Source organism: Actinomyces oris, from assembly GCF_001937445.1.
Taxonomy (GTDB): domain Bacteria; phylum Actinomycetota; class Actinomycetes; order Actinomycetales; family Actinomycetaceae; genus Actinomyces; species Actinomyces acetigenes.
This window is the reverse complement of record NZ_MSKS01000028.1, coordinates 104,307-122,191: the sequence shown is the minus strand read 5'-3', so window position 1 is coordinate 122,191 and position 17,885 is coordinate 104,307. Positions and strand designations below refer to the sequence as shown.

The 17,885-nt window shown below is 68.0% G+C and carries 15 protein-coding genes and 2 tRNA genes; 12 read left to right on the top strand and 5 right to left on the bottom strand.

Going from position 1 to position 17,885, the window contains the following annotated elements:
• Nucleotides 1-73: transfer RNA gene (locus BKH20_RS09375), tRNA-Glu, on the top strand.
• Between the two features lie 41 nt (nt 74-114).
• Nucleotides 115-187 (top strand) — tRNA-Glu (locus BKH20_RS09370).
• 95 nt (nt 188-282) lie between these two features.
• On the opposite strand, the gene BKH20_RS09365 is transcribed toward BKH20_RS09370, so the two are convergent.
• The gene (locus BKH20_RS09365) at nt 283-1,125 is read right to left on the bottom strand and encodes a polysaccharide deacetylase family protein (RefSeq protein ID WP_430793392.1); all 843 of its coding nucleotides are present in this window, start codon (nt 1,123-1,125) and stop codon (nt 283-285) included.
• A 173-nt stretch (nt 1,126-1,298) separates the two neighbouring features.
• Between BKH20_RS09365 and BKH20_RS09360 the strand changes: the two genes are divergently transcribed.
• The 3 genes from BKH20_RS09360 (at nt 1,299) to BKH20_RS09350 (ending at nt 6,969) form a co-directional block, all read left to right on the top strand.
• A complete protein-coding gene (locus tag BKH20_RS09360) occupies nt 1,299-2,933 on the top strand; it encodes a ribonuclease J (protein ID WP_075390835.1) in 1,635 nt (544 codons plus the stop codon).
• 18 nt (nt 2,934-2,951) lie between these two features.
• A complete protein-coding gene (locus BKH20_RS09355; protein ID WP_075390830.1) occupies nt 2,952-3,887 on the top strand; it encodes a PfkB family carbohydrate kinase in 936 nt (311 codons plus the stop codon).
• A 157-nt stretch (nt 3,888-4,044) separates the two neighbouring features.
• Complete coding sequence (locus BKH20_RS09350; RefSeq protein WP_075390829.1) at nt 4,045-6,969, top strand: FtsK/SpoIIIE family DNA translocase; 2,925 nt, start codon at nt 4,045-4,047, stop codon at nt 6,967-6,969.
• Here the strand turns inward: BKH20_RS09350 and BKH20_RS09345 are convergent.
• The gene (locus BKH20_RS09345) at nt 6,958-8,157 is read right to left on the bottom strand and encodes a CapA family protein (RefSeq protein WP_256693113.1); all 1,200 of its coding nucleotides are present in this window, start codon (nt 8,155-8,157) and stop codon (nt 6,958-6,960) included. The genes BKH20_RS09350 and BKH20_RS09345 overlap by 12 nt on opposite strands.
• A gap of 385 nt (nt 8,158-8,542) precedes the next feature.
• Between BKH20_RS09345 and pgsA the strand changes: the two genes are divergently transcribed.
• The 7 genes from pgsA (at nt 8,543) to BKH20_RS09310 (ending at nt 14,429) form a co-directional block, all read left to right on the top strand.
• On the top strand, nt 8,543-9,166 hold the full coding sequence (pgsA, locus tag BKH20_RS09340) for a CDP-diacylglycerol--glycerol-3-phosphate 3-phosphatidyltransferase (RefSeq protein ID WP_143224982.1): 624 nt from the start codon (nt 8,543-8,545) through the stop codon (nt 9,164-9,166).
• A 22-nt stretch (nt 9,167-9,188) separates the two neighbouring features.
• Nucleotides 9,189-9,710, top strand: a complete 522-nt coding sequence (locus tag BKH20_RS09335) for a CinA family protein (RefSeq protein ID WP_081381674.1) — start codon at nt 9,189-9,191, stop codon at nt 9,708-9,710.
• Nucleotides 9,711-9,871: 161 nt separating this feature from the next.
• Nucleotides 9,872-10,282 carry a helix-turn-helix domain-containing protein gene (locus BKH20_RS09330; RefSeq protein WP_004565236.1) on the top strand — a complete coding sequence of 137 codons (411 nt, stop codon included), beginning with the start codon at nt 9,872-9,874 and terminating at the stop codon, nt 10,280-10,282.
• 129 nt (nt 10,283-10,411) lie between these two features.
• On the top strand, nt 10,412-10,630 hold the full coding sequence (locus BKH20_RS09325; RefSeq protein WP_070662908.1) for a DUF3046 domain-containing protein: 219 nt from the start codon (nt 10,412-10,414) through the stop codon (nt 10,628-10,630).
• Nucleotides 10,631-10,897: 267 nt separating this feature from the next.
• A complete protein-coding gene (gene recA, locus BKH20_RS09320) occupies nt 10,898-12,139 on the top strand; it encodes a recombinase RecA (protein ID WP_075390825.1) in 1,242 nt (413 codons plus the stop codon).
• Nucleotides 12,139-12,636 carry a regulatory protein RecX gene (locus BKH20_RS09315; RefSeq protein WP_070662895.1) on the top strand — a complete coding sequence of 166 codons (498 nt, stop codon included), beginning with the start codon at nt 12,139-12,141 and terminating at the stop codon, nt 12,634-12,636. The genes recA and BKH20_RS09315 overlap by 1 nt, the downstream gene beginning before the upstream one ends.
• A gap of 65 nt (nt 12,637-12,701) precedes the next feature.
• A complete protein-coding gene (locus tag BKH20_RS09310) occupies nt 12,702-14,429 on the top strand; it encodes a formate--tetrahydrofolate ligase (RefSeq protein ID WP_075390824.1) in 1,728 nt (575 codons plus the stop codon).
• A gap of 67 nt (nt 14,430-14,496) precedes the next feature.
• Here the strand turns inward: BKH20_RS09310 and BKH20_RS09305 are convergent, their stop codons facing one another.
• Genes BKH20_RS09305 through BKH20_RS09295 form a run of 3 tightly spaced genes read right to left on the bottom strand, consistent with a single transcriptional unit; the run spans nt 14,497 to nt 17,778 of the window.
• A complete protein-coding gene (locus BKH20_RS09305; protein WP_075390823.1) occupies nt 14,497-15,891 on the bottom strand; it encodes an ABC transporter substrate-binding protein in 1,395 nt (464 codons plus the stop codon).
• Nucleotides 15,892-15,899: 8 nt separating this feature from the next.
• Nucleotides 15,900-16,853 carry a carbohydrate ABC transporter permease gene (locus tag BKH20_RS09300; protein WP_075390822.1) on the bottom strand — a complete coding sequence of 318 codons (954 nt, stop codon included), beginning with the start codon at nt 16,851-16,853 and terminating at the stop codon, nt 15,900-15,902.
• A 13-nt stretch (nt 16,854-16,866) separates the two neighbouring features.
• On the bottom strand, nt 16,867-17,778 hold the full coding sequence (locus BKH20_RS09295; protein WP_075390821.1) for a carbohydrate ABC transporter permease: 912 nt from the start codon (nt 17,776-17,778) through the stop codon (nt 16,867-16,869).
• Nucleotides 17,779-17,885: the final 107 nt, after the last annotated feature.

The following is a 17,885-nucleotide window of genomic DNA, read 5'->3' as shown; positions in this document are numbered from 1 at the left end:
GCCCCCATCGTTTAGTGGCCTAGGACACCGCCCTCTCACGGCGGCGGCGCCGGTTCGAATCCGGCTGGGGGTACGAGGGTCCGGTTGCTGGTTTCGGTACTCGGACTGTCATAAGCCCCCATCGTTTAGTGGCCTAGGACACCGCCCTCTCACGGCGGCGGCGCCGGTTCGAATCCGGCTGGGGGTACGAGGATCAGGTGCCTGCTCCACCGCACGGTGGGGCAGGCACCTCTTGCTTTCTCGCGGCGAGATCTGCTCATGCGAGGGCCCCTCAACCGTTCGTCAGACGGACGCCAGCAGGTCGCTGCCCGTCGTCACGGTGAGCCCTCGCTCCAGCAGCGAGCGCACGCCTCCTTCCAAGGCGGTGAACAGGGCTTCGGAAGGCTGCGTGCGCCCGTCGTGGCACAGCACCACCGACCCGGCGCCGGCAGTGTCCTTGACGGCGGCGGCCTCCGCCGTCGAGGGCGTGTGAACGCTCCACAGCAACAGGTCCATCCTCTTGAGCGAGGCGACCATCATGGCCGGCGCGTCAACCCGGCCGTAGGGAGGCCGCCACAGGCGCGGAGACGGTGCTCCTGCCGCCATGATCGCCTCACGTGTTCGGTCCACCGAGTCGCTCAGCTCGGAGAAGCCCACGCCGTAGACATCCGTGTGCACCCAGTTGTGGACCGCGACCTCGTGCCCCTCGGCGACCTCCCGTGCGATCAGCTCGGGGTGGGTCTCTACCGCGGACCCCAGGACGAAGAAGGTGGCCCGTACGTGCAACCTCGCCAGCATGTCGAGCACGAGTGGAGTCCAGCGGGGGTCTGGTCCGTCGTCAAAGGTCAGCGCCAGCTTCCTGGATTCCCCGCCAGTCTGGAACACCACTCGCGTCCCGAGCGCGTTGCCGGGGCTCGCGGGGCGAGGGGCGGTTCGTGCCGTGGGGGAGAGGTGGGTGTCCCGCCAGTGAGTGACTCCTGCACCGGTGCCCGCGCCGAGCAGGCCCGTTGCCGTTGCCAGGGCGGCTGTTCCCAGGAGGCCTCGTCGGCTCTCGCGAGGAGCAGGACTCGACTGTGAATCGGTTGATGGAGGGGACTCGGTGTCCCTGGCTCCATCATCCGGCAGGCTCGTGGTCGTCACCGGCATATCGTAGAGCGATCCTGACGTGCCCCTGAACTTCGCGTCGGAACGTTGCAGAAGCGCGACGGAATCCAACCGGATCATACCGTATCAATCGATAATCGGGGCATCCTCGGTAGGATGCCCGCGTGACGAACTTTCCCGCGCTGAAGACCCCCGGCCCCCTCGCTGATGGCACCATGCGCATCACTCCCCTGGGGGGCCTGGGAGAGGTTGGCCGTAACATGACCGTCTTCGAGCTGGACGGCAAGCTGCTCATCGTTGACTGCGGTGTGCTCTTCCCTGAGGAGGACCAGCCGGGCGTCGACCTCATCCTTCCCGACTTCTCCTCCATCGAGCACCGCATCGACGACGTCGTCGCCCTGGTCCTGACTCACGGGCACGAGGACCACATCGGGGGCGTGCCCTACCTGCTGCGCCTGCGTGAGGACATCCCCCTGGTGGGAAGCGAGCTCACGCTGGCCTTCGTGGAGGCCAAGCTCAAGGAGCACCGTATCCGCCCGGTGCTGCGCCAGGTCGTCGAGCACGAGGAGGTCTCCTACGACCCCTTCGACCTGGAGTTCGTGGCCGTCAACCACTCCATCCCCGACGCCATGGCCGTCATGATCCGCACCGATGCCGGCAACGTGCTGGCCACCGGTGACTTCAAGATGGACTCCCTGCCCATCGACGGGCGCATCACGGACCTGCGCTCCTTCGCCCGCTTCGGTGAGGAGGGCGTGGACCTGTTCTGCGTGGACTCCACGAACGCCGAGGTCCCGGGCATGGTGGGCCATGAGGGTGAGATCGGCCGGGTCCTGGACAACGTCTTCGCCGACTCCGACGGGCAGATCGTCGTGGCCTCCTTCGCCAGCCACGTCCACCGGGTCCAGCAGGTCCTCGACGCCGCCGCCCTGCACGACAGGCGGGTTGCCCTCGTGGGGCGCTCCATGGTGCGCAACATGGGAATCGCCGCCGAGCGCGGCTACCTCAAGGTCCCCGCAGGCGTCCTCATCGATGCCCGGGACATCACCTCGCTGCCCCCGCACGAGAGAGTCCTCATGGTCACCGGCTCGCAGGGCGAGCCGATGGCGGCCCTGTCCCGGATGGCCCACTCCGAGCACCGTAGCGTCACCATTGAGCCCGGCGACACCGTCATCTTCGCCTCCTCCCTCATCCCCGGCAACGAGAACTCCGTCTTCCGGGTGATCAATCAGCTCATGCGGCTGGGCGCGCGCGTGGTCCACCAGGGCAACGCCAAGGTCCACGTCTCCGGGCACGCCTCCTCCGAGGAGCTGCTCCACGTCTACAACATCGTCCAGCCCCGCAACGTCATGCCCATTCACGGTGAGATCCGTCATCTGGTGGCCAATGGCGGGCTCGCCGTCAAGACGGGAATCGCCCCGGAGCGGGTCATGCTGTGCGAGGACGGCGTGGCCGTTGATCTGGAGGGGGGAGCGGCCCGTATCGCCGGGCAGGTGCCCTGCGGCTACATCTACGTCGACGGCTCCTCAGTGGGGGAGATCGACGAGGCCGAGCTCAAGGACCGCCGCATCCTGGCGGAGGAGGGCTTCGTCTCCGTCTACGTCGTGGTGGAGACCACGACCGGCACGATCCTGGCCGGTCCCCATATCCAGGCGAGGGGTGTGGCCGAGGACGACTCGGTCTTCGAGGAGATTCTTCCCGATGTGACCGAGGCCCTGTCGGCCGCGCTGGAGACCGGCAAGGCGGACGCCTACTCCCTTCAGCAGGTCATGCGCCGCACCCTGGGGCGCTGGATCGGGCGCCGTCTCAGGCGCCGTCCCATGATCGTCCCGGTCGTCATCGAGGCGTAGCGGGAGGGCTCTCACTGCATGACTCTGTTCCGACCCGCATGCTTCATATCCACCGGCTCCATCCTCATTGACATCCCCCTCCACGTCAGCCGCGTGCCGACGCCGGGAGGGGCGATCACCGGGGCGTCGTCGGGTCCGGTCGTCGGCGGCGGGTACACCGTGGTCTCGGCCGCAGCCAGGCAGGGTGTCCCCACTGCCCTGGCCGCCACCCTGGGGACCGGCCCCAACTCCGCGCGGGTGCGCGAGTCAATGCGCCTGGACCGGGTCGAGCTGCTTGTCGAGGAGCTCGTCGGGGACATCGGCACCTGCACCACTCTCATCGAGCCCTCCGGCAGACGCACCTTCATCACCACCGCGGGCGTCGAGGGGGAGCCTCAGCGCGAGGACCTTGAGAGCATCGACCTGAGAACCGGGGACTGGGTCTACGCCACCGGTTACGACCTGGCCCACTACACGAGCCGCGGCATCCTGGCCGACTGGCTCCTGTCGATCCCCGACGGCGTCGGGCTGGTGATCGACCTCGGTCCGGTCCAGCCCGACATCCCCGATCAGGTGCTTCTGCCGCTACTGAGGCGGGCAACGATACTGACCGGGAACGATCTGGAGATGGGGTGCCTCGAGAAGCGTCTGGGCGGTACGAGGGCCATCCGGCAGGCCTGTCCTGAAGCACTGATCGTCCACCGTACCGGCGTGAACGGCTGTGTTCTCCACCCGGTGGGCGGCGGGGCGATCGAGGTCCCCGGTTTCGTGCGTGAGGTCGTGGACACGACGGGGGCGGGAGACACGCATACCGGTGTCCTGGTCGCCGGCCTTCTTGACGGGCTCGACGTCGTCGAGGCGGCCAGGCGCGCCAACGCGGCCGCCGCCCACGCCGTTGCGTGCAGCGGCCCGGCCCAGGCCCCGCTGCGCGAGGAGATCGATGAGTTCCTCCGGGCAGGCGATGAGAGGCCCTGACAGGCCCTGACCGGTCCTGGGGCCGCGCCTGCCCCCCGCTTCAGGGGGGTGAGCCCCCACACCGGGCCGCAGCACCGAGAAGGTGACATGTCTCCGGTCGGCGCAGGCGGCGTGGCAAGGCCAATGACACCGAGAATCCGATAGTTTCTAGAGCATCATGGCCAATCGTCGCACCACGAGAACAGCTGCGTCCTCATCGGGAACCGGCAGAGGGCGTAATCGAGGCGGCTCCGCTTCAGGGACCGCTCCCCTCTCCGCACCCGGGACCGGGCCCTCCGGCGGGCGCTACCGCCGCACCGGCTGGGCCTTCCTCATCCTGGCCCTCGCAGCGGTGCTGGCACTGCGCGAGTGGTTCGGGATCTCCGGGGCCGCAGGTGACCTCCTGCACCACATCGCCGCGGGCCCCGTCGGTGTCCTGGGTATCTTCGTGCCCCCGCTCCTGGCGGCGCTGGGCATCGCCATGCTGCGGGTCCACAGCCTGGGGGCGGTGCACGCGCGGGTCTCGGTGGGCTGCCTGGGGCTGCTGACGGCTCTGACCGGAATGATCCAGGTCGGCAGCGGCAACCCGGTCCTCAAGAACAACATCGACGGCCTGGAGAGGGCTGGAGGGCTGCTGGGATGGCTGGTGGGCTACCCCCTGGCGGCGCTGTTCTCCTCCGTGGGGGCCGTCATCCTGTTCCTCCTCCTGATCGCCTTCTCCGCCCTGGTCCTGTCCGGCAAGACCGTTGCCGAGATCCGTGACCTGCTGGAGCAGTACCGGGCCGCGGACGGCGACGGAGACTCCCCCGGAGCCGATGGATCCGGTGACTCCCTGGCCCGGCGCCTGCTCGGACGGGTGCGTCGAGGCACCGGGCGGGCCGGCGCCTCGGGCGGGGACTCGGATCAGACGGCGCTCCTGGACTCCTACGACGGCGACGAGCCCTTCCGTTCCGCCCTGGAGGTGGAGGAGTCGTCCTCTCGCAAGCGTGGCAGCGGCCGGCGTAAGCGCTCGTCCGACCGGGAGGCCCAGCAGGCCTCGACCACCGAGCTCTTCGAGCCGGGCGGCGATCACGGCGCTCACTCCGGGGGCGAGGACTTCGTCATCCCGGATGTGGGCGAGGAGACCGACGTCATCGCCTCCCCGGCGCCCTCAGCCGCGTCCTCCACCCGGAGCAGGCCCGCCGGCCCGGCAGGTGGCCCCGCGGCCTCCGGCCCGGCCGCAGGGGGGCAGCGCAAACCCTCGTCCGCCAAGCGCCCCGTCCCGCAGGCACCCTCGCAGTCACCGTCCGGTTTCGACGCCGTCACCGAGGAGACCCCCGAGGTCGCCCTCGAGGAGCCCGACCTCGCCGACCAGATCGCCATGAGCGACCTGGGCAACATGGCCCTGCCCGACGGCTCGACCTACTCCCTGCCCGATGACGCGCTGCTCGGTCCCGGGCCGGGCCACTCCACCCGCACCCCCGCCAACGACGCCATCGTCGAGTCTCTGCAGAACGTCTTCGCCGAGTTCAACGTGGACGCCACGGTCACCGGCTACACGCGCGGCCCCCAGGTCACTCGCTACGAGGTCCACCGGGGCCGGGGGGTCAACGTCTCCCGGATCACGGGGCTGGAGAAGAACATCGCCTACGCGGTGGCCTCCGACGAGATCCGCCTGCTCACCCCCATTCCCGGCAAGAGCGCCATCGGCATCGAGATCCCCAACAGCGACCGGGAGATGGTCAAGCTCGGCGACGTCCTGCGCTCCCAGGCCGCGCGCAAGCAGGCGCACCCGCTGGTGGTCGGACTGGGCAAGAACGTCGAGGGCGACTACGTCGTCACCAACCTGGCCAAGACCCCGCACCTACTGGTGGCTGGTCAGACCGGTTCGGGTAAGTCCTCCTTCGTCAACTCGATGATCACCTCGATCATGATGCGCGCCATGCCCGAGGAGGTGCGCATGGTGCTCGTGGACCCCAAGCGGGTGGAGCTGACCATCTACGAGGGCATCCCCCACCTCATCACCCCGATCATCACCTCCCCGAAGAAGGCGGCCGAGGCCCTGGAGTGGGTGGTGCGAGAGATGGACGCCCGCTACGACGACCTGGCCTCCTTCGGCTTCAAGCACATCGACGACTTCAACAAGGCGGTGCGCGCGGGAGAGGTCCAGCCCCTGCCGGGATCCCAGCGAGAGCTGAGCCCCTACCCCTACCTCCTGGTCGTCGTCGACGAGCTCGCCGACCTCATGATGACCGCCCCCAAGGACGTGGAGGCCTCCATCCAGCGCATCACCCAGCTGGCCCGCGCCGCCGGGATCCACCTGGTCCTGGCCACCCAGCGACCCGTCGCCCAGGTGGTCACCGGCCTCATCAAGTCCAACGTCCCCTCGCGCCTGGCCTTCGCCACGGCCTCCCAGCTGGACTCCCGGGTCATCCTCGACCAGAACGGGGCCGAGACGCTCACCGGCCAGGGTGACGCCCTCTACCTTGGCCCGGGCGCCTCGACGCCGGTGCGCATCCAGGGCTCCTGGGTCACCGAGTCCGAGATTCGCTCCGTCGTCGAGCACGTCAAGTCCCAGTTGACGCCCGAGTACCGCGAGGACGTCGTCGTCCCGGAGGTCAAGAAGCAGATCGATGAGGAGATCGGCGATGACATGGACCTGCTCCTGCAGGCCGCCGAGCTCATCATCTCCAGCCAGTTCGGCTCCACCTCCATGCTCCAGCGCAAGCTGCGCGTCGGCTTCGCCAAGGCCGGACGCCTCATGGACCTGCTCGAGTCGCGTGAGGTCGTTGGCCCCTCGGAGGGATCCAAGGCCCGCGACGTCCTCGTCCAGCCCGAGCAGCTCGAGGAGACCCTGGCCTGGATCAAGGGCGAGGGCGGTGCGCCGGGAAGCGCTGAGAGTCCCGAAGCCCCTGACGCCTCTCAGGGCGAGCCAGGCTCCGACGAGCCCTCGGCTCCTGCCGCGAACGAGCCTCGTACCGCGGTCATGCCGTCGAACCGCTACAGCACGGATCCGTTGGAGGTCGCATCGAGCCTGCCGGAGTCTGAGTCCTGGGACGATACGTCCGCCGATGAGGACTCCGAGGACGCCTGGTCGCTCACTGGCCGCGGCTCATCGTGGTGATGGGGAGGCCGATGCCGTGCCCTGCGGGCCCGGGTGGGCTCCGGCTCGTGTGATGACCTCGTCCCGGCTGGGAATCGTCGGAGCCGGTCCGGTGGCCTTGGGCGGTGTGGTGGACATGGTCGAGGCGTCCTTGACCTGAGAGGTCAGCAGGCTCCAGCGTCGGTCGATCTCCTCCGTGCTCAGGCCCAGATCGGCAGGGCGTTCACCGTTGTGAAGCGCCGTCAGGTCCCGGATCTTGTAGCCGCCGGCGAGATCCATCGTGAATGGGTGCCAGTTCAGCTTGTCCACGCTCACTGAGCCGTCGGCGTGGGACGTGACGTCGGCCCAGACCAGCTGGCCGACGTCGGACAGCGGGGCGCAGCACTCCTCGTCCTGGTTGGAGATGTAGTTGCCGGCCGAGTACGACACCCACATCCCCTTGCCCCCGACTCCGCCGGAGAGCTTCTCGACGGGCTGAGGTACATGGGGGTGAGCGCCGAAGAGGATGTCGACCTGCCCGCTGTCGGCCAGGGACTGGGCGTAGGAGACCTGCTTGTCGTTGGGCGTGGTCTCGTACTCCTCACCGAGCTGGGAGTGGACGACGACGAGGTCGGCACCCGCCGCACGGGCCGACGTCGCCGCCTTCGTGATGGCGCCGACGTCGTTGAGCGACACCGAGTAGCCGGTGGGATCCTCCAGGCCGTTGAGGTCCATGGTCGTGGAGATCTGGGCGATGGTCACTGTGCGCCCACCCCGCTCAAGCTCGTAGAGCGCGAAGGGCACCGAGGCGTCCTGTCGGCTCCGGTAGGTGCCAGCGTGGCCCAGCCCGTGAGCGTCCAGGGCGTCCAAGGTGGCCACGACCCCCGCCTCTCCCCGATCCGCAGCGTGGTTGGAGGCGGTTGCGCAGCCGTCCCACCCGGATCTCGCCAAGGCGGCCACGACCTCGGCCGAGGTGCCGAAGGAGGGGTAGCCCGAGTAGACCCCGTCCGGAGCGACAGGAACCTCCATCCCACACAGGGCCAGATCCAGGCCCTCGACCCAGGGGGTCTCAGCAGCGATGTTGGCGGTGATGTCCCCTGAGGCCCCCGGGGTGGACTCCATCACCGGCATGTGCATGAGGACGTCCCCGGCGTAGCCCACGGTGAAGTGCACGTCCTGTGAGCCGCCGGTGCTGGCGGAGGCGGACGGAGTCGGCGACTGAGCCGGCACGGAGTGGTCAGTGCTCGTCGCGCAGCCGCTCACCGCGGCGGACGTGATGAGAACGGCGGCGGTCAGGAGGATGGGTCCTCGTGACCTGCGGGCGAGACGTGCCGAGCGTGGCGAAGACGAAGGCAGAGGAGCGGCTGAGTACATGGTGATGAACGTAAGAAGTGGACCTTAATGACGTGTGCACGGTTCGTGCTCGTTCCGGCGGCGCGAGGCGGACGTGTCGAGACGTCGGCGTGAACCGTGGGTGAGAACGGATCTTATGCCGCGTGTCGTATGTGGTGGCGTCGTAGCGCGTACGGCGGAGGTGAGCAGATACGAGGCGGTCGAGAAGATGGATCGAGGTTTCTGCGTCGACTGGAGGCCGTCCGCGACTAGGCTGACCCTGATGAACGCCCCGACCGCCCCGGACGGCGCTGCGCAGTCAGAGCAGGCGCCGCTGCTCAACATCGCCAACGTCCTGACGGTGCTGCGCCTGCTGCTCGTGCCCGTCTTCATCTGGCTCTCCCTGCTGCCAGGGGATCGGGCCAGGCTCGCCGCAGTCGTGGTCTTCGTCGTGGCGGCCTTCACGGATCGCCTGGACGGCCAGCTGGCGCGCTCGTGGGGGCTGGTGACCTCCTTCGGCAAGATCGCCGACCCGATCGCGGACAAGGCGCTGACCCTGTCCGCCTTCGTCCTGCTGAGCGTCAACCACCGGCTGTGGTGGTGGGTCACCATCCTCATCGTCGTGCGCGAGCTCGGCATCACGGTCATGCGCTTCTTCATGCTGCGCCGCGCCGTCATGGCGGCCTCGCGCGGCGGCAAGATCAAGACGACGCTGCAGATGGTGGGGCTGGTCGGGCTGCTCACACCCTGGTCCATGCTCCTGCTGCCCGCGGGCCCGGCCACGTTCCTGACCAAGGCGGCCTACGTCATCGTGGCTGCGGCGCTCATCGTCACGGTGGTGACCGGCCTGGACTATGTCCGCCAGGCGGTGCGGTTGAGCCGTCAGGACGGACGGAGCGACCAGTGACCTCCCCGGGGCGCAAGCCGTGGTGATCGGGGACGTGCAGGGCGCCGAGGGCCGTATCCGCGTGGCGACGGCCCTGCTGCAAGCTGCCGCGGATCGCGGAGTGAGTCTGGCGATCGCCGAGTCATTGACGGGTGGGCAGGTCTCCTCCAGCCTGGTGGAGGTCCCCGGCGCCTCCCGTGTGCTCGTGGGGGCGGTCGTGGCCTACGCCACTCGGATCAAGGCGCAGGTCCTCGGGGTCGATGCTGCGCACCTGGAGCGGACCGGGCCGGTGGACCGCGATGTCGCCCTGCAGATGGCGCACGGAGTGCGCAGGCTCCTCGGGGCCGATCTGGGGCTGGCGACCACTGGAGTGGCCGGACCGGGGCCGGCCGACGGCCATCCGGCGGGAACGGTTCACGTCGCCGTCGCCGCTCCTTGGGGGCACGGACACCGCGAGCTGCACCTGAGCGGTGACCGCTCGCAGATCCGGCGCGCCACCGTGATGGAAGTGTGTGAGCTGGCCATCGGTTTCCTGCGGGAAGAAGGCCGTGAGTCGCAGCCGTGACTGCCTCACATCGACGACCGACCAACTACAGACCACAGACTAAGGCGTATTTCAGATTTCTCTCAGGAATACCGGTAGAGTGGTTCCCAACGTCACCGGAGCCGAAGAGCTGGACCCGCGTGGCGGGAATGAATCCACGACGTGAATGGTTGTGCTAGACGATGAACAACACGACTCACCCCCGCACCACTCGCCCGATCAACAACCGGATGCCGATGCGCCAGGGACCCGGGGCAGGGTACGGTGTGTCCGTGGACACCCCGAAGCATGAGAATGTCGTCCTGCGCCGCGAGATCGGAGAAGTCCTGCGCGGCGTCCGACAGCACCAGGGACGCACGCTGCGTGAGGTCTCCTCTCAGGCCCGCGTCTCCCTGGGGTACCTCTCCGAGGTTGAGCGCGGTCAGAAGGAAGCCTCCTCCGAGCTGCTCGCCTCCATCTGCCAGGCGCTTGACGCCCCCCTGTCCATGGTGCTGCGCGAGGTCTCCGACCGCATCGCCCTGACCGAGGGTGTCATGATTCCAGACACAGTTCCCGATGAGCTCGTGCGTCAGCAGGGGGTCGCCCTGCGGTGACCATCCGCTGATGCTCTGCTTGCGCTGCTCTCGCGGTGCGCAGGCCGTTGCCAGTGAGCCGACCCTCCCGGCGGTGGGGCCACGATGAGTGGACTCGCCGCCGGGTTGCCTGTTGACAAAGGGGGAGTGGTGAAGCACTCGGAGTTCTGGAACGCCGTCGAGACGGTCTTCGGTTCGGCCTACGGCCGGTCGCTGGCGCAGGATCTGGTTCTTCCGGGCCTGGGGGTGACCTGCGTGCAGGCGCTTGACGACGGTGTGGCGCCGGAGCGGGTCTGGAGTCTTCTGTGCGACGAGACTGAGCGCACGGATGCCGAGCGATGGATCTTCCGCTCGGATCCCCGTCGCTGAGCCCAGGCGGTGAGGGCGGGTGCTGGGGCAAGCTCAGGAGTCGCCGACACGCGCGTGACGATGATGTCATGATCGAACAGGTGTTCGGGTACTGTTCTCCACGAACGACGACGACGCCCCCTGAGTCCACAGGGCTGATGATGGGCGGAGATAGATGTCAGTGGTCAGGCATACCGTTGTTGGTGAGCCCCGGAGAGGGGACCTCGCCGAAGTTGACCAGCCATGTCCGCCGCGGCTGCGCGCCGCCCTGAGAACCGAGGTAGAACAATGCCCGCTGCCAGCCAGACCCAGGACCGCTCCAAGGCCCTGGCCACAGCCCTCGCCCAGATCGACAAGAGCTTCGGTAAGGGATCCGTCATGCGTCTGGGGGACGAGTCCCGTCCTCCGGTCTCCGTCATCCCGACGGGGTCGGTCGCCCTCGACGTGGCTCTGGGAGTCGGAGGGCTCCCGAGGGGGCGCATCATCGAGGTCTACGGGCCGGAGTCCTCCGGAAAGACCACCGTCGCCCTGCACGCCGTGGCCAGCGCGCAGAGGGCCGGCGGGAACGCGGCCTTCATTGACGCCGAGCACGCCCTCGACCCGGTCTACGCCAAGGCCCTGGGCGTCGACATCGACAACCTCCTGGTCTCACAGCCGGACACCGGGGAGCAGGCCCTGGAGATCACCGACATGCTGGTGCGCTCGGGCGGCCTGGACATCATCGTCATCGACTCCGTGGCGGCCCTGGTCCCCAAGGCCGAGATCGAGGGGGAGATGGGGGACTCCCACGTCGGCCTCCAGGCCCGCCTCATGAGCCAGGCGCTGCGCAAGATCACCGGTGCACTTTCCTCCACCGGCACCACCGCCATCTTCATCAACCAGCTGCGTGAGAAGATCGGTGTGTTCTTCGGCAACCCGGAGACCACCACCGGTGGGAAGGCCCTGAAGTTCTACGCCTCCGTGCGTCTGGACGTGCGCCGCATCGGCGGCCTCAAGGACGGAGACCAGCCCGTGGGTAACCGCACCCGGGTCAAGGTCGTCAAGAATAAGATGGCGCCGCCCTTCAAGCAGGCCGAGTTCGACATCCTCTACGGCCAGGGCATCTCCCGCGAGGGCAGCCTGCTGGACCTGGGTGTGGACAACGGCGTGGTGCGCAAGTCGGGGGCCTGGTTCACCTACGGGGAGGACCAGCTCGGTCAGGGCAAGGAGAACGCCCGCAACTTCCTCAAGGACAACCCGCAGCTGGCTGCCGAGATCGAGGAGAAGATCCTCGCCGCCCTGGGCATCGGTGAGCCCGGCCGCAAGGCCCGGGAGGCTGAGGAGCTCGCCGCCGCCGAGGCGGCCGTGGCCGCGGCCGCCGTCCCGGTGGACAGCGCTGACACCGCCGCCACGAGCGCGGTCAAGAACGCCCGGGGGCGCGGGAAGAAGGCCGCCACCACCGCTAAGGCCTCCAAGAGCGCGAAGACCCCCAAAGAGGCGTCGGCGGATGAGCCGGACACCATCTTCGGTGAGGACGCCGGCGGGTTCTGATGCCCTGGCTCATCCCTGACACCCACGCGCAGGCGGTCGAGGCGGCGCGGGAGATCGTCCTGCGCCGCCTGGACCGCAGTGCGGCTCCTCGCGCGGCCCTGGCCGAGCTCCTTGAGCGCAAGGAGGTGGACCCCCGTGTGGCCACCGAGGTCCTCGACCGTCTGGAGGCGGCCGGAGTCATTGACGACACCGCCTACGCGGCCCGCCTGGCGCGCACCCGCTTCGCGGAGAAGGGGGCAGCCAGACGGGCCATCGCCGAGGAGCTGCGGCGCAAGGGGCTGGGCGAGGGAGATGTCGCCGAGGCCCTCGAGCAGATCAGCTCCGAGGACGAGGACGTGGCGGCGCTGGCGCTGGCCCGCAAGAAGCTCTCCGCCACCGGCCACCTGCCCTGGGAGGTGCGCCGGCGCCGCACCGCCGCTGTGCTGGGGCGCAAGGGCTACAGCCGGGACGTGACTATGCGAGCCATCGCTGCTGCTCACGCCGAGGAATCGGAATGACGACGGGACTGCTTGTGGGGCGTCAAGAGCCTGAGGCCTGCTTGCCGGCCGACTAGGCTTGGCTCATGACCCAGGTGATTGCGGCCACTGGCGGCCCCCACGCCCCGATCGACCTCCACGCGCTGGCGGCGTCGGCGGGCATCGCCGCCGAGCACGTCATCCCTCACGGCCGTGACGTGGCCAAGATCGACCTGCGCGTGCTGGAATCCAGCCAGCACGTGTGCAGCGGGGGTGCGTATGCCCCTCACTACGTCGTCGTCACTGCGATCACGCCGACGCCTTTCGGGGAGGGCAAGACCACCACGGCCATCGGACTGGCCCAGGGACTCACCCGCCTGGGCGAGCGGGCCGTCCTCACCCTGCGCCAGTCGGCCATGGGCCCCACCTTCGGCATCAAGGGCGGGGCCGGAGGCTCCGGAGGCGCCCGCATCTTGCCGGCCGAGCGGATGAACCTGCATCTGACCGGCGACTTCCACGCCATCACCGCCGCCCACAACCTCCTGTCGGCGATGATCGACAACCACCTGTACCACGGCAACGAGCTCGACATTGACGAACGCACCATCACCTGGCCCCGGGTCCTGGACGTCAACGACCGCGCCCTGCGCCATATCGTCACCGGCCTGGGGTCCAGGATCGACGGCATCACCCGGCAGGCCTCCTTCGACATCACCCCCGCCAGCGAGCTCATGGTCATCATGTCGCTGGCCACGGGCCTGGCCGACCTGCGCAGGCGCCTGGGGCACATCGTCATCGGCCAAAGCCGCAGCGGGGAGTGGATCAGCGCTGAGGACCTCAAGGCAGCCGGGGCCATGTGCGCCGTCCTGCGCGACGCCCTCGAACCCAATCTCCTGCGCACCGGTGAGGGCACGCCCGTCCTGGTCCACACCGGCCCCTTCGGCAACATTGCCACCGGCTGCTCCTCGGTCATCGCCGACCGCGTCGCCGCAGCAGGGGTCGGCGACGGCGGCTACATCCTCACCGAGGCCGGCTTCGGATCCGACATGGGCCTGGAGCGCTTCATCGACCTCAAGTGCGCCGTCTCGGGGATGCACCCGACCATCGCCGTCGTCGTGGTCACCATCAGGGCGCTCAAGGCCCACAGCGGGCGCCACCGACTCGTCAGCGGCAAGGACCTGCCCGAGGAGATGCTCCAGGGGAACGTCGAGGACGTGCGCGCAGGCGCCGCCAACCTGCTCAAGCACCTGCAGATCGTGCGCGGTTTCGGCATCACCCCGGTCGTGGCCGTCAACGTCTTCCCCACCGACCATGACAGCGAGATCGAGGAGGTAACTCGTATCGCCCGCGACGCCGGAGCCCGGGTCGCGGCCTGCCACCCCGTCACCAGGGGAGGCGAGGGCTGCCTCGACCTGGCTGGGACCGTCGTCGAGGCCTGCCAGGAGGCGGGAGAGGTGGCCTGCCCCCGACCCGCCTACGAGCCTCAGGACGACCTGCGCACCAAGATCGCCAAGCTGGCCGAGCTCTACGGCGCCGACGGCGTGGACTACACCCCCGCCGCGAGCAGGCGGCTGGATGACTATGAACGCAGCGGCTTCGGGAACCTGCCCGTCATCGTCGCCAAGACCCCGCTGTCCCTGTCGGCTGAGCCCGGCCTCAAGGGCGTGCCCACCGGGTGGCGCCTGCCAGTGCGCGAGGTGCGCCTGGCCGCGGGGGCCGGCTACGTCTACGCGATCTGCGGCAGCCTGTCGACCATGCCGGGTCTGTCGAGCCACCCCGCCGCCGAACGCATCGACGTCGATCTCGACACCGGGCAGATCATGGGGCTGCGCTGAGAAGTCACGGGCCAGGCCCGGCATATCGCCGGACCCGGCCCGTAGCCGGTCAGGAACAACCCTGCTGCTAGCCCTTCTTGTGCTTGGACGTCTTGAACAGGAGGTTGACCTGCTCGTTGTACTTCGTCAGCGTTGAGGCCGGCACCCGGTTGGCCCACAGGTCGTCCGTCGCAGGTTTCATGATGGCGGCCACGTCCGCGCCGAAGTAGGTCAGTGGGAAGAAGAAGGTGGACTTGTCCTCCAGGTGCTGGGTGAAGGGCTCAGTGGGAAGCCCCGTTTCCTCGAAGACCTTGACGGCCTTCTCCGTGGAGGAGGAGATCGCCGGGAAGACGATTCCGTGAGAGGCCACGATGTCCTGCGCCTCCGCGGTCCCCAGGAAGGCCACCCACTTGGAGGCGTTGTCGATGTTGGCCGACTGCTTGGAGATCGAGTCGCCCAGCCCGTTGAACAAGGAGACCGACTTTCCGTTGGGGCCCACGGGGCTCGCGGCGATCCCGACCTTGACGTCGAGCTTGGCGTAGGTGCCGAACATCCACGAGCCGTTGAAGCACATGGCGACCTTGCCGCTGCCGAGCTGGACATCGGTGCTGGTTGTGGAGGAGAAGGCGCCGCGCGGAGGCATGTAGCCCTTGTCCACCAGGCCGAAGTACCAGTCCATCGTGTCCTGGAAGACCTTCTCGTCGTAGCGGTAGTGGTCACCCCAGGTTTTCTTGTTCGTGTAGAACCAGTCTCCGGCCGAACCGGTGAAGGGACTCCACTGGGTCTGGCCGTCCCCGGTTCCGGCGTCCTGGATACCCAGGCCGTAGACGGCCACGCGGTTCTTATCGAAACCGGGCTCGTCACCGCGCACGCCATTTTTGTCCACGGTCAGGCGGGCGAGGATCTTCTCGAAGGTTCCGCCGTCGGTGGGGTTCCAGGACCAGCCGGCCAGGTCGGCCTCGGACAGGCCCGCCTGAGTGAGCATGTCCCGGTTGTAGAAGACCGCCACGGTGTCCCAGTCCTTGGGGCAGCCGTACTGGTGACCGTCCTCCCCCTTCCACAGGTCGATGAGGCCCTCCTGGAAGGCGGACTCATCGACGCCGGACCAGGCGGCCTGCTTCTCCAGCGGAACCAGGACCTCCAGGTCCTCGAACTGGGCGAACTTGGAGATGTGGTCGGTGAAGGCGTCCGGACCCGTCCCGGCGATGAAGCCGGCCGTCAGCTTGGTCCAGTAGTCGCCCCAGGCGATCTGGGTGATGTTCACCTTGATGCCGGTCTTGGCCTCGAAGGCCTTGGCGCACGCCTCATAGGCGGGCAGCTGGCTGGCGTCCCACATCCAGTACTCGACGGCGCCGGCTCCCGACTTTCTGGAGCCACCGGAGCAGGCGGCCAGGGTCAGGGCGGCCGCTCCCGAGGCCAGTCCGCACAGGAGGCTGCGGCGCGACAGTGAGGAGCGAAGAGGGCTGATCGGTTGAGTCGTCATCTGGTGCCTCACTTGATTCCGGTAAAGCCGATGGAGTTGACGATGCGCCGGGCGAAGGCCATGAACAGCAGGAGCATCGGGAGAGCGGCCACCAGGGTGGCGGCCATGAGCCCGGCCCAGTCGGGACCGGTCTGAGGGGCCTGGGAACGGAAGACGGCCAGAGCCACCGTGAGTACCCGGGAGGAGTCCGTGTAAGAGACCAGCAGGGGCCAGAAGTAGTCGTTCCAGGCCGTGATGTAGGTCAGGATCGCCAGCGTCGAGATCGGGGCCTTGGCCATGGGCAGGATGAGGGTGAAGAACACCCGGACCTTCGAGGCGCCGTCGAGCAGCGCGGCCTCCTCCAGCTCGCGCGGGATATTCATGAAGAACTGTTTGAGGAAGAACACCGCGAAAGGCGTCATGAACATGGTCGGCAGCGCCACCCCCAGGAAGGTGTCAATGAGGTGGAGCTGCTTGACCAGCACGAAGTTGGGCAGCAGCGTGAAGATCGAGGGGACCATGAGGGCACCCAGGAACACGGCGAAGACCGTGTCGCGCCCCTTCCAGCGCAGGCGGGAGAAGGAGTAGGCGGCCATCGCTGAGAAGAAGACCTGCCCCACGGTGACCAGTGTGGAGATGATGACCGAGTTACGCAGGTAGAGCCAGAAGTTGATGGCTGCGCCGCTGCCGCCGTCGGCCAGCGCCTCCTTAGTGGACTGCATGCCGAAGACGCGGGCGAAGCCGCGCAGGTTGATGTCCACCGGCAGCAGGCTGGTGGGGTGGGCGGTGATGCCCGCGTTGGAGGACAGCGCCGTACGCAGCACCCAGTAGAAGGGCAGGAGCGTGAACAGCATGATGAGGATCATCGCCGCCCAGGCCAGGGCCTTGCCGACGGTGAACCGGCGGCCCGGGGTCTCGCGGGACGCCGCAGCGGCCGCCTGGGAGGGCTTGGTGGAGGACACGGGTGCGGTTGTCGTTGTCATGGCTTGTCCTCCTTCAGTCCAGGTCCGTCTCGCCGGCACGGGTCATGCGGTACTGCAGGATCGTGATCGCGGCCAGGACGAGCAGCAGCCCCACAGCCATGGCGGAGGCGTATCCGAACTGGAAGCGCCCGAAGGCCATGTCGTAGATGTAGTACTGCAGCACGCGGGTGGCGTTGACGGGTCCGCCCTGGGTGGCCACCGAGACGGTGTCGAAGACCTGGAAGGAGCCGATCATCGTCATGATGAGCACGAGCGCCAGGATGGGACGCAGCAGCGGGACGGTGATCCGCCAGAACATCCGCCACTCGCTGGCGCCGTCCATCTTGCCCGCCTCGTAGACCGTGTTCGGGATCGACTGCAGGCCCGCGAAGATGAGCAGGGCCGTGTAGCCCACGTGCCGCCACACGTTGATGATGGCGATGGTGGGGATGGCCATCGACGAGGAGAAGAAGTCGACGGCTGAGCCCGTCAGGGGCTCCAGGAGCTGGTTGGTGATGCCCAGCGTGTTGTCCAGGATCCACAGCCACAGCATGGCGGCGACCACGTTGGAGACCAGGTAGGGCGTCAGCACGATGGAGCGTACGAAGGTGGACTGGGTCAGGCGCTGCATGAGGACGGCGATGAGGAGTGCCAGGATCGTCTGCAGACCGATGTTGATGACCACGTACTCCACGGTGACGACGACGGCGTTCCAGAAGATATCGTCCTGGACCATGCGCTTGTAGTTGTCCAGGCCGGTGAACTCCTCAGGAGTCAGGAGGTTGTACTCGGTGAAGGACAGCCAGATGCCTCGGATGAGGGGCCAGATATAGAAGGCGACGAGGCCGATCGTCGCCGGGAGGATGAAGGCGAGGCCGAGCTTGAGGTCGGAGCGTGGCTTGCGCTGCCGACGCGATGGTCGCGCGAGCAGGGTCGAAGTTGACATCGGATCTCCAAATCAACGGTGATGTGGGAAAACGGGGTGAAGACGGACGGGTGGGGTAGGGACGGGTAGAAGAAGAGAGGACGGATCAGCGACTCGGAGGGTCGCCG

What these genes read in the sequence shown, in the direction of transcription:
- BKH20_RS09310 (WP_075390824.1), top strand. Translation starts at nt 12,702, where the DNA reads ATGACCCAGGTGATTGCGGCCACTGGCGGCCCCCACGCCCCGATCGAC.
- BKH20_RS09295 (WP_075390821.1), bottom strand. Translation starts at nt 17,778, where the DNA reads ATGTCAACTTCGACCCTGCTCGCGCGACCATCGCGTCGGCAGCGCAAG.
- pgsA (WP_143224982.1), top strand. Translation starts at nt 8,543, where the DNA reads ATGAACGCCCCGACCGCCCCGGACGGCGCTGCGCAGTCAGAGCAGGCG.
- BKH20_RS09305 (WP_075390823.1), bottom strand. Translation starts at nt 15,891, where the DNA reads ATGACGACTCAACCGATCAGCCCTCTTCGCTCCTCACTGTCGCGCCGC.
- BKH20_RS09330 (WP_004565236.1), top strand. Translation starts at nt 9,872, where the DNA reads ATGAACAACACGACTCACCCCCGCACCACTCGCCCGATCAACAACCGG.
- BKH20_RS09355 (WP_075390830.1), top strand. Translation starts at nt 2,952, where the DNA reads ATGACTCTGTTCCGACCCGCATGCTTCATATCCACCGGCTCCATCCTC.
- BKH20_RS09300 (WP_075390822.1), bottom strand. Translation starts at nt 16,853, where the DNA reads ATGACAACGACAACCGCACCCGTGTCCTCCACCAAGCCCTCCCAGGCG.
- BKH20_RS09315 (WP_070662895.1), top strand. Translation starts at nt 12,139, where the DNA reads ATGCCCTGGCTCATCCCTGACACCCACGCGCAGGCGGTCGAGGCGGCG.
- BKH20_RS09365 (WP_430793392.1), bottom strand. Translation starts at nt 1,125, where the DNA reads ATGCCGGTGACGACCACGAGCCTGCCGGATGATGGAGCCAGGGACACC.
- recA (WP_075390825.1), top strand. Translation starts at nt 10,898, where the DNA reads ATGCCCGCTGCCAGCCAGACCCAGGACCGCTCCAAGGCCCTGGCCACA.
- BKH20_RS09360 (WP_075390835.1), top strand. Translation starts at nt 1,299, where the DNA reads ATGCGCATCACTCCCCTGGGGGGCCTGGGAGAGGTTGGCCGTAACATG.
- BKH20_RS09350 (WP_075390829.1), top strand. Translation starts at nt 4,045, where the DNA reads ATGGCCAATCGTCGCACCACGAGAACAGCTGCGTCCTCATCGGGAACC.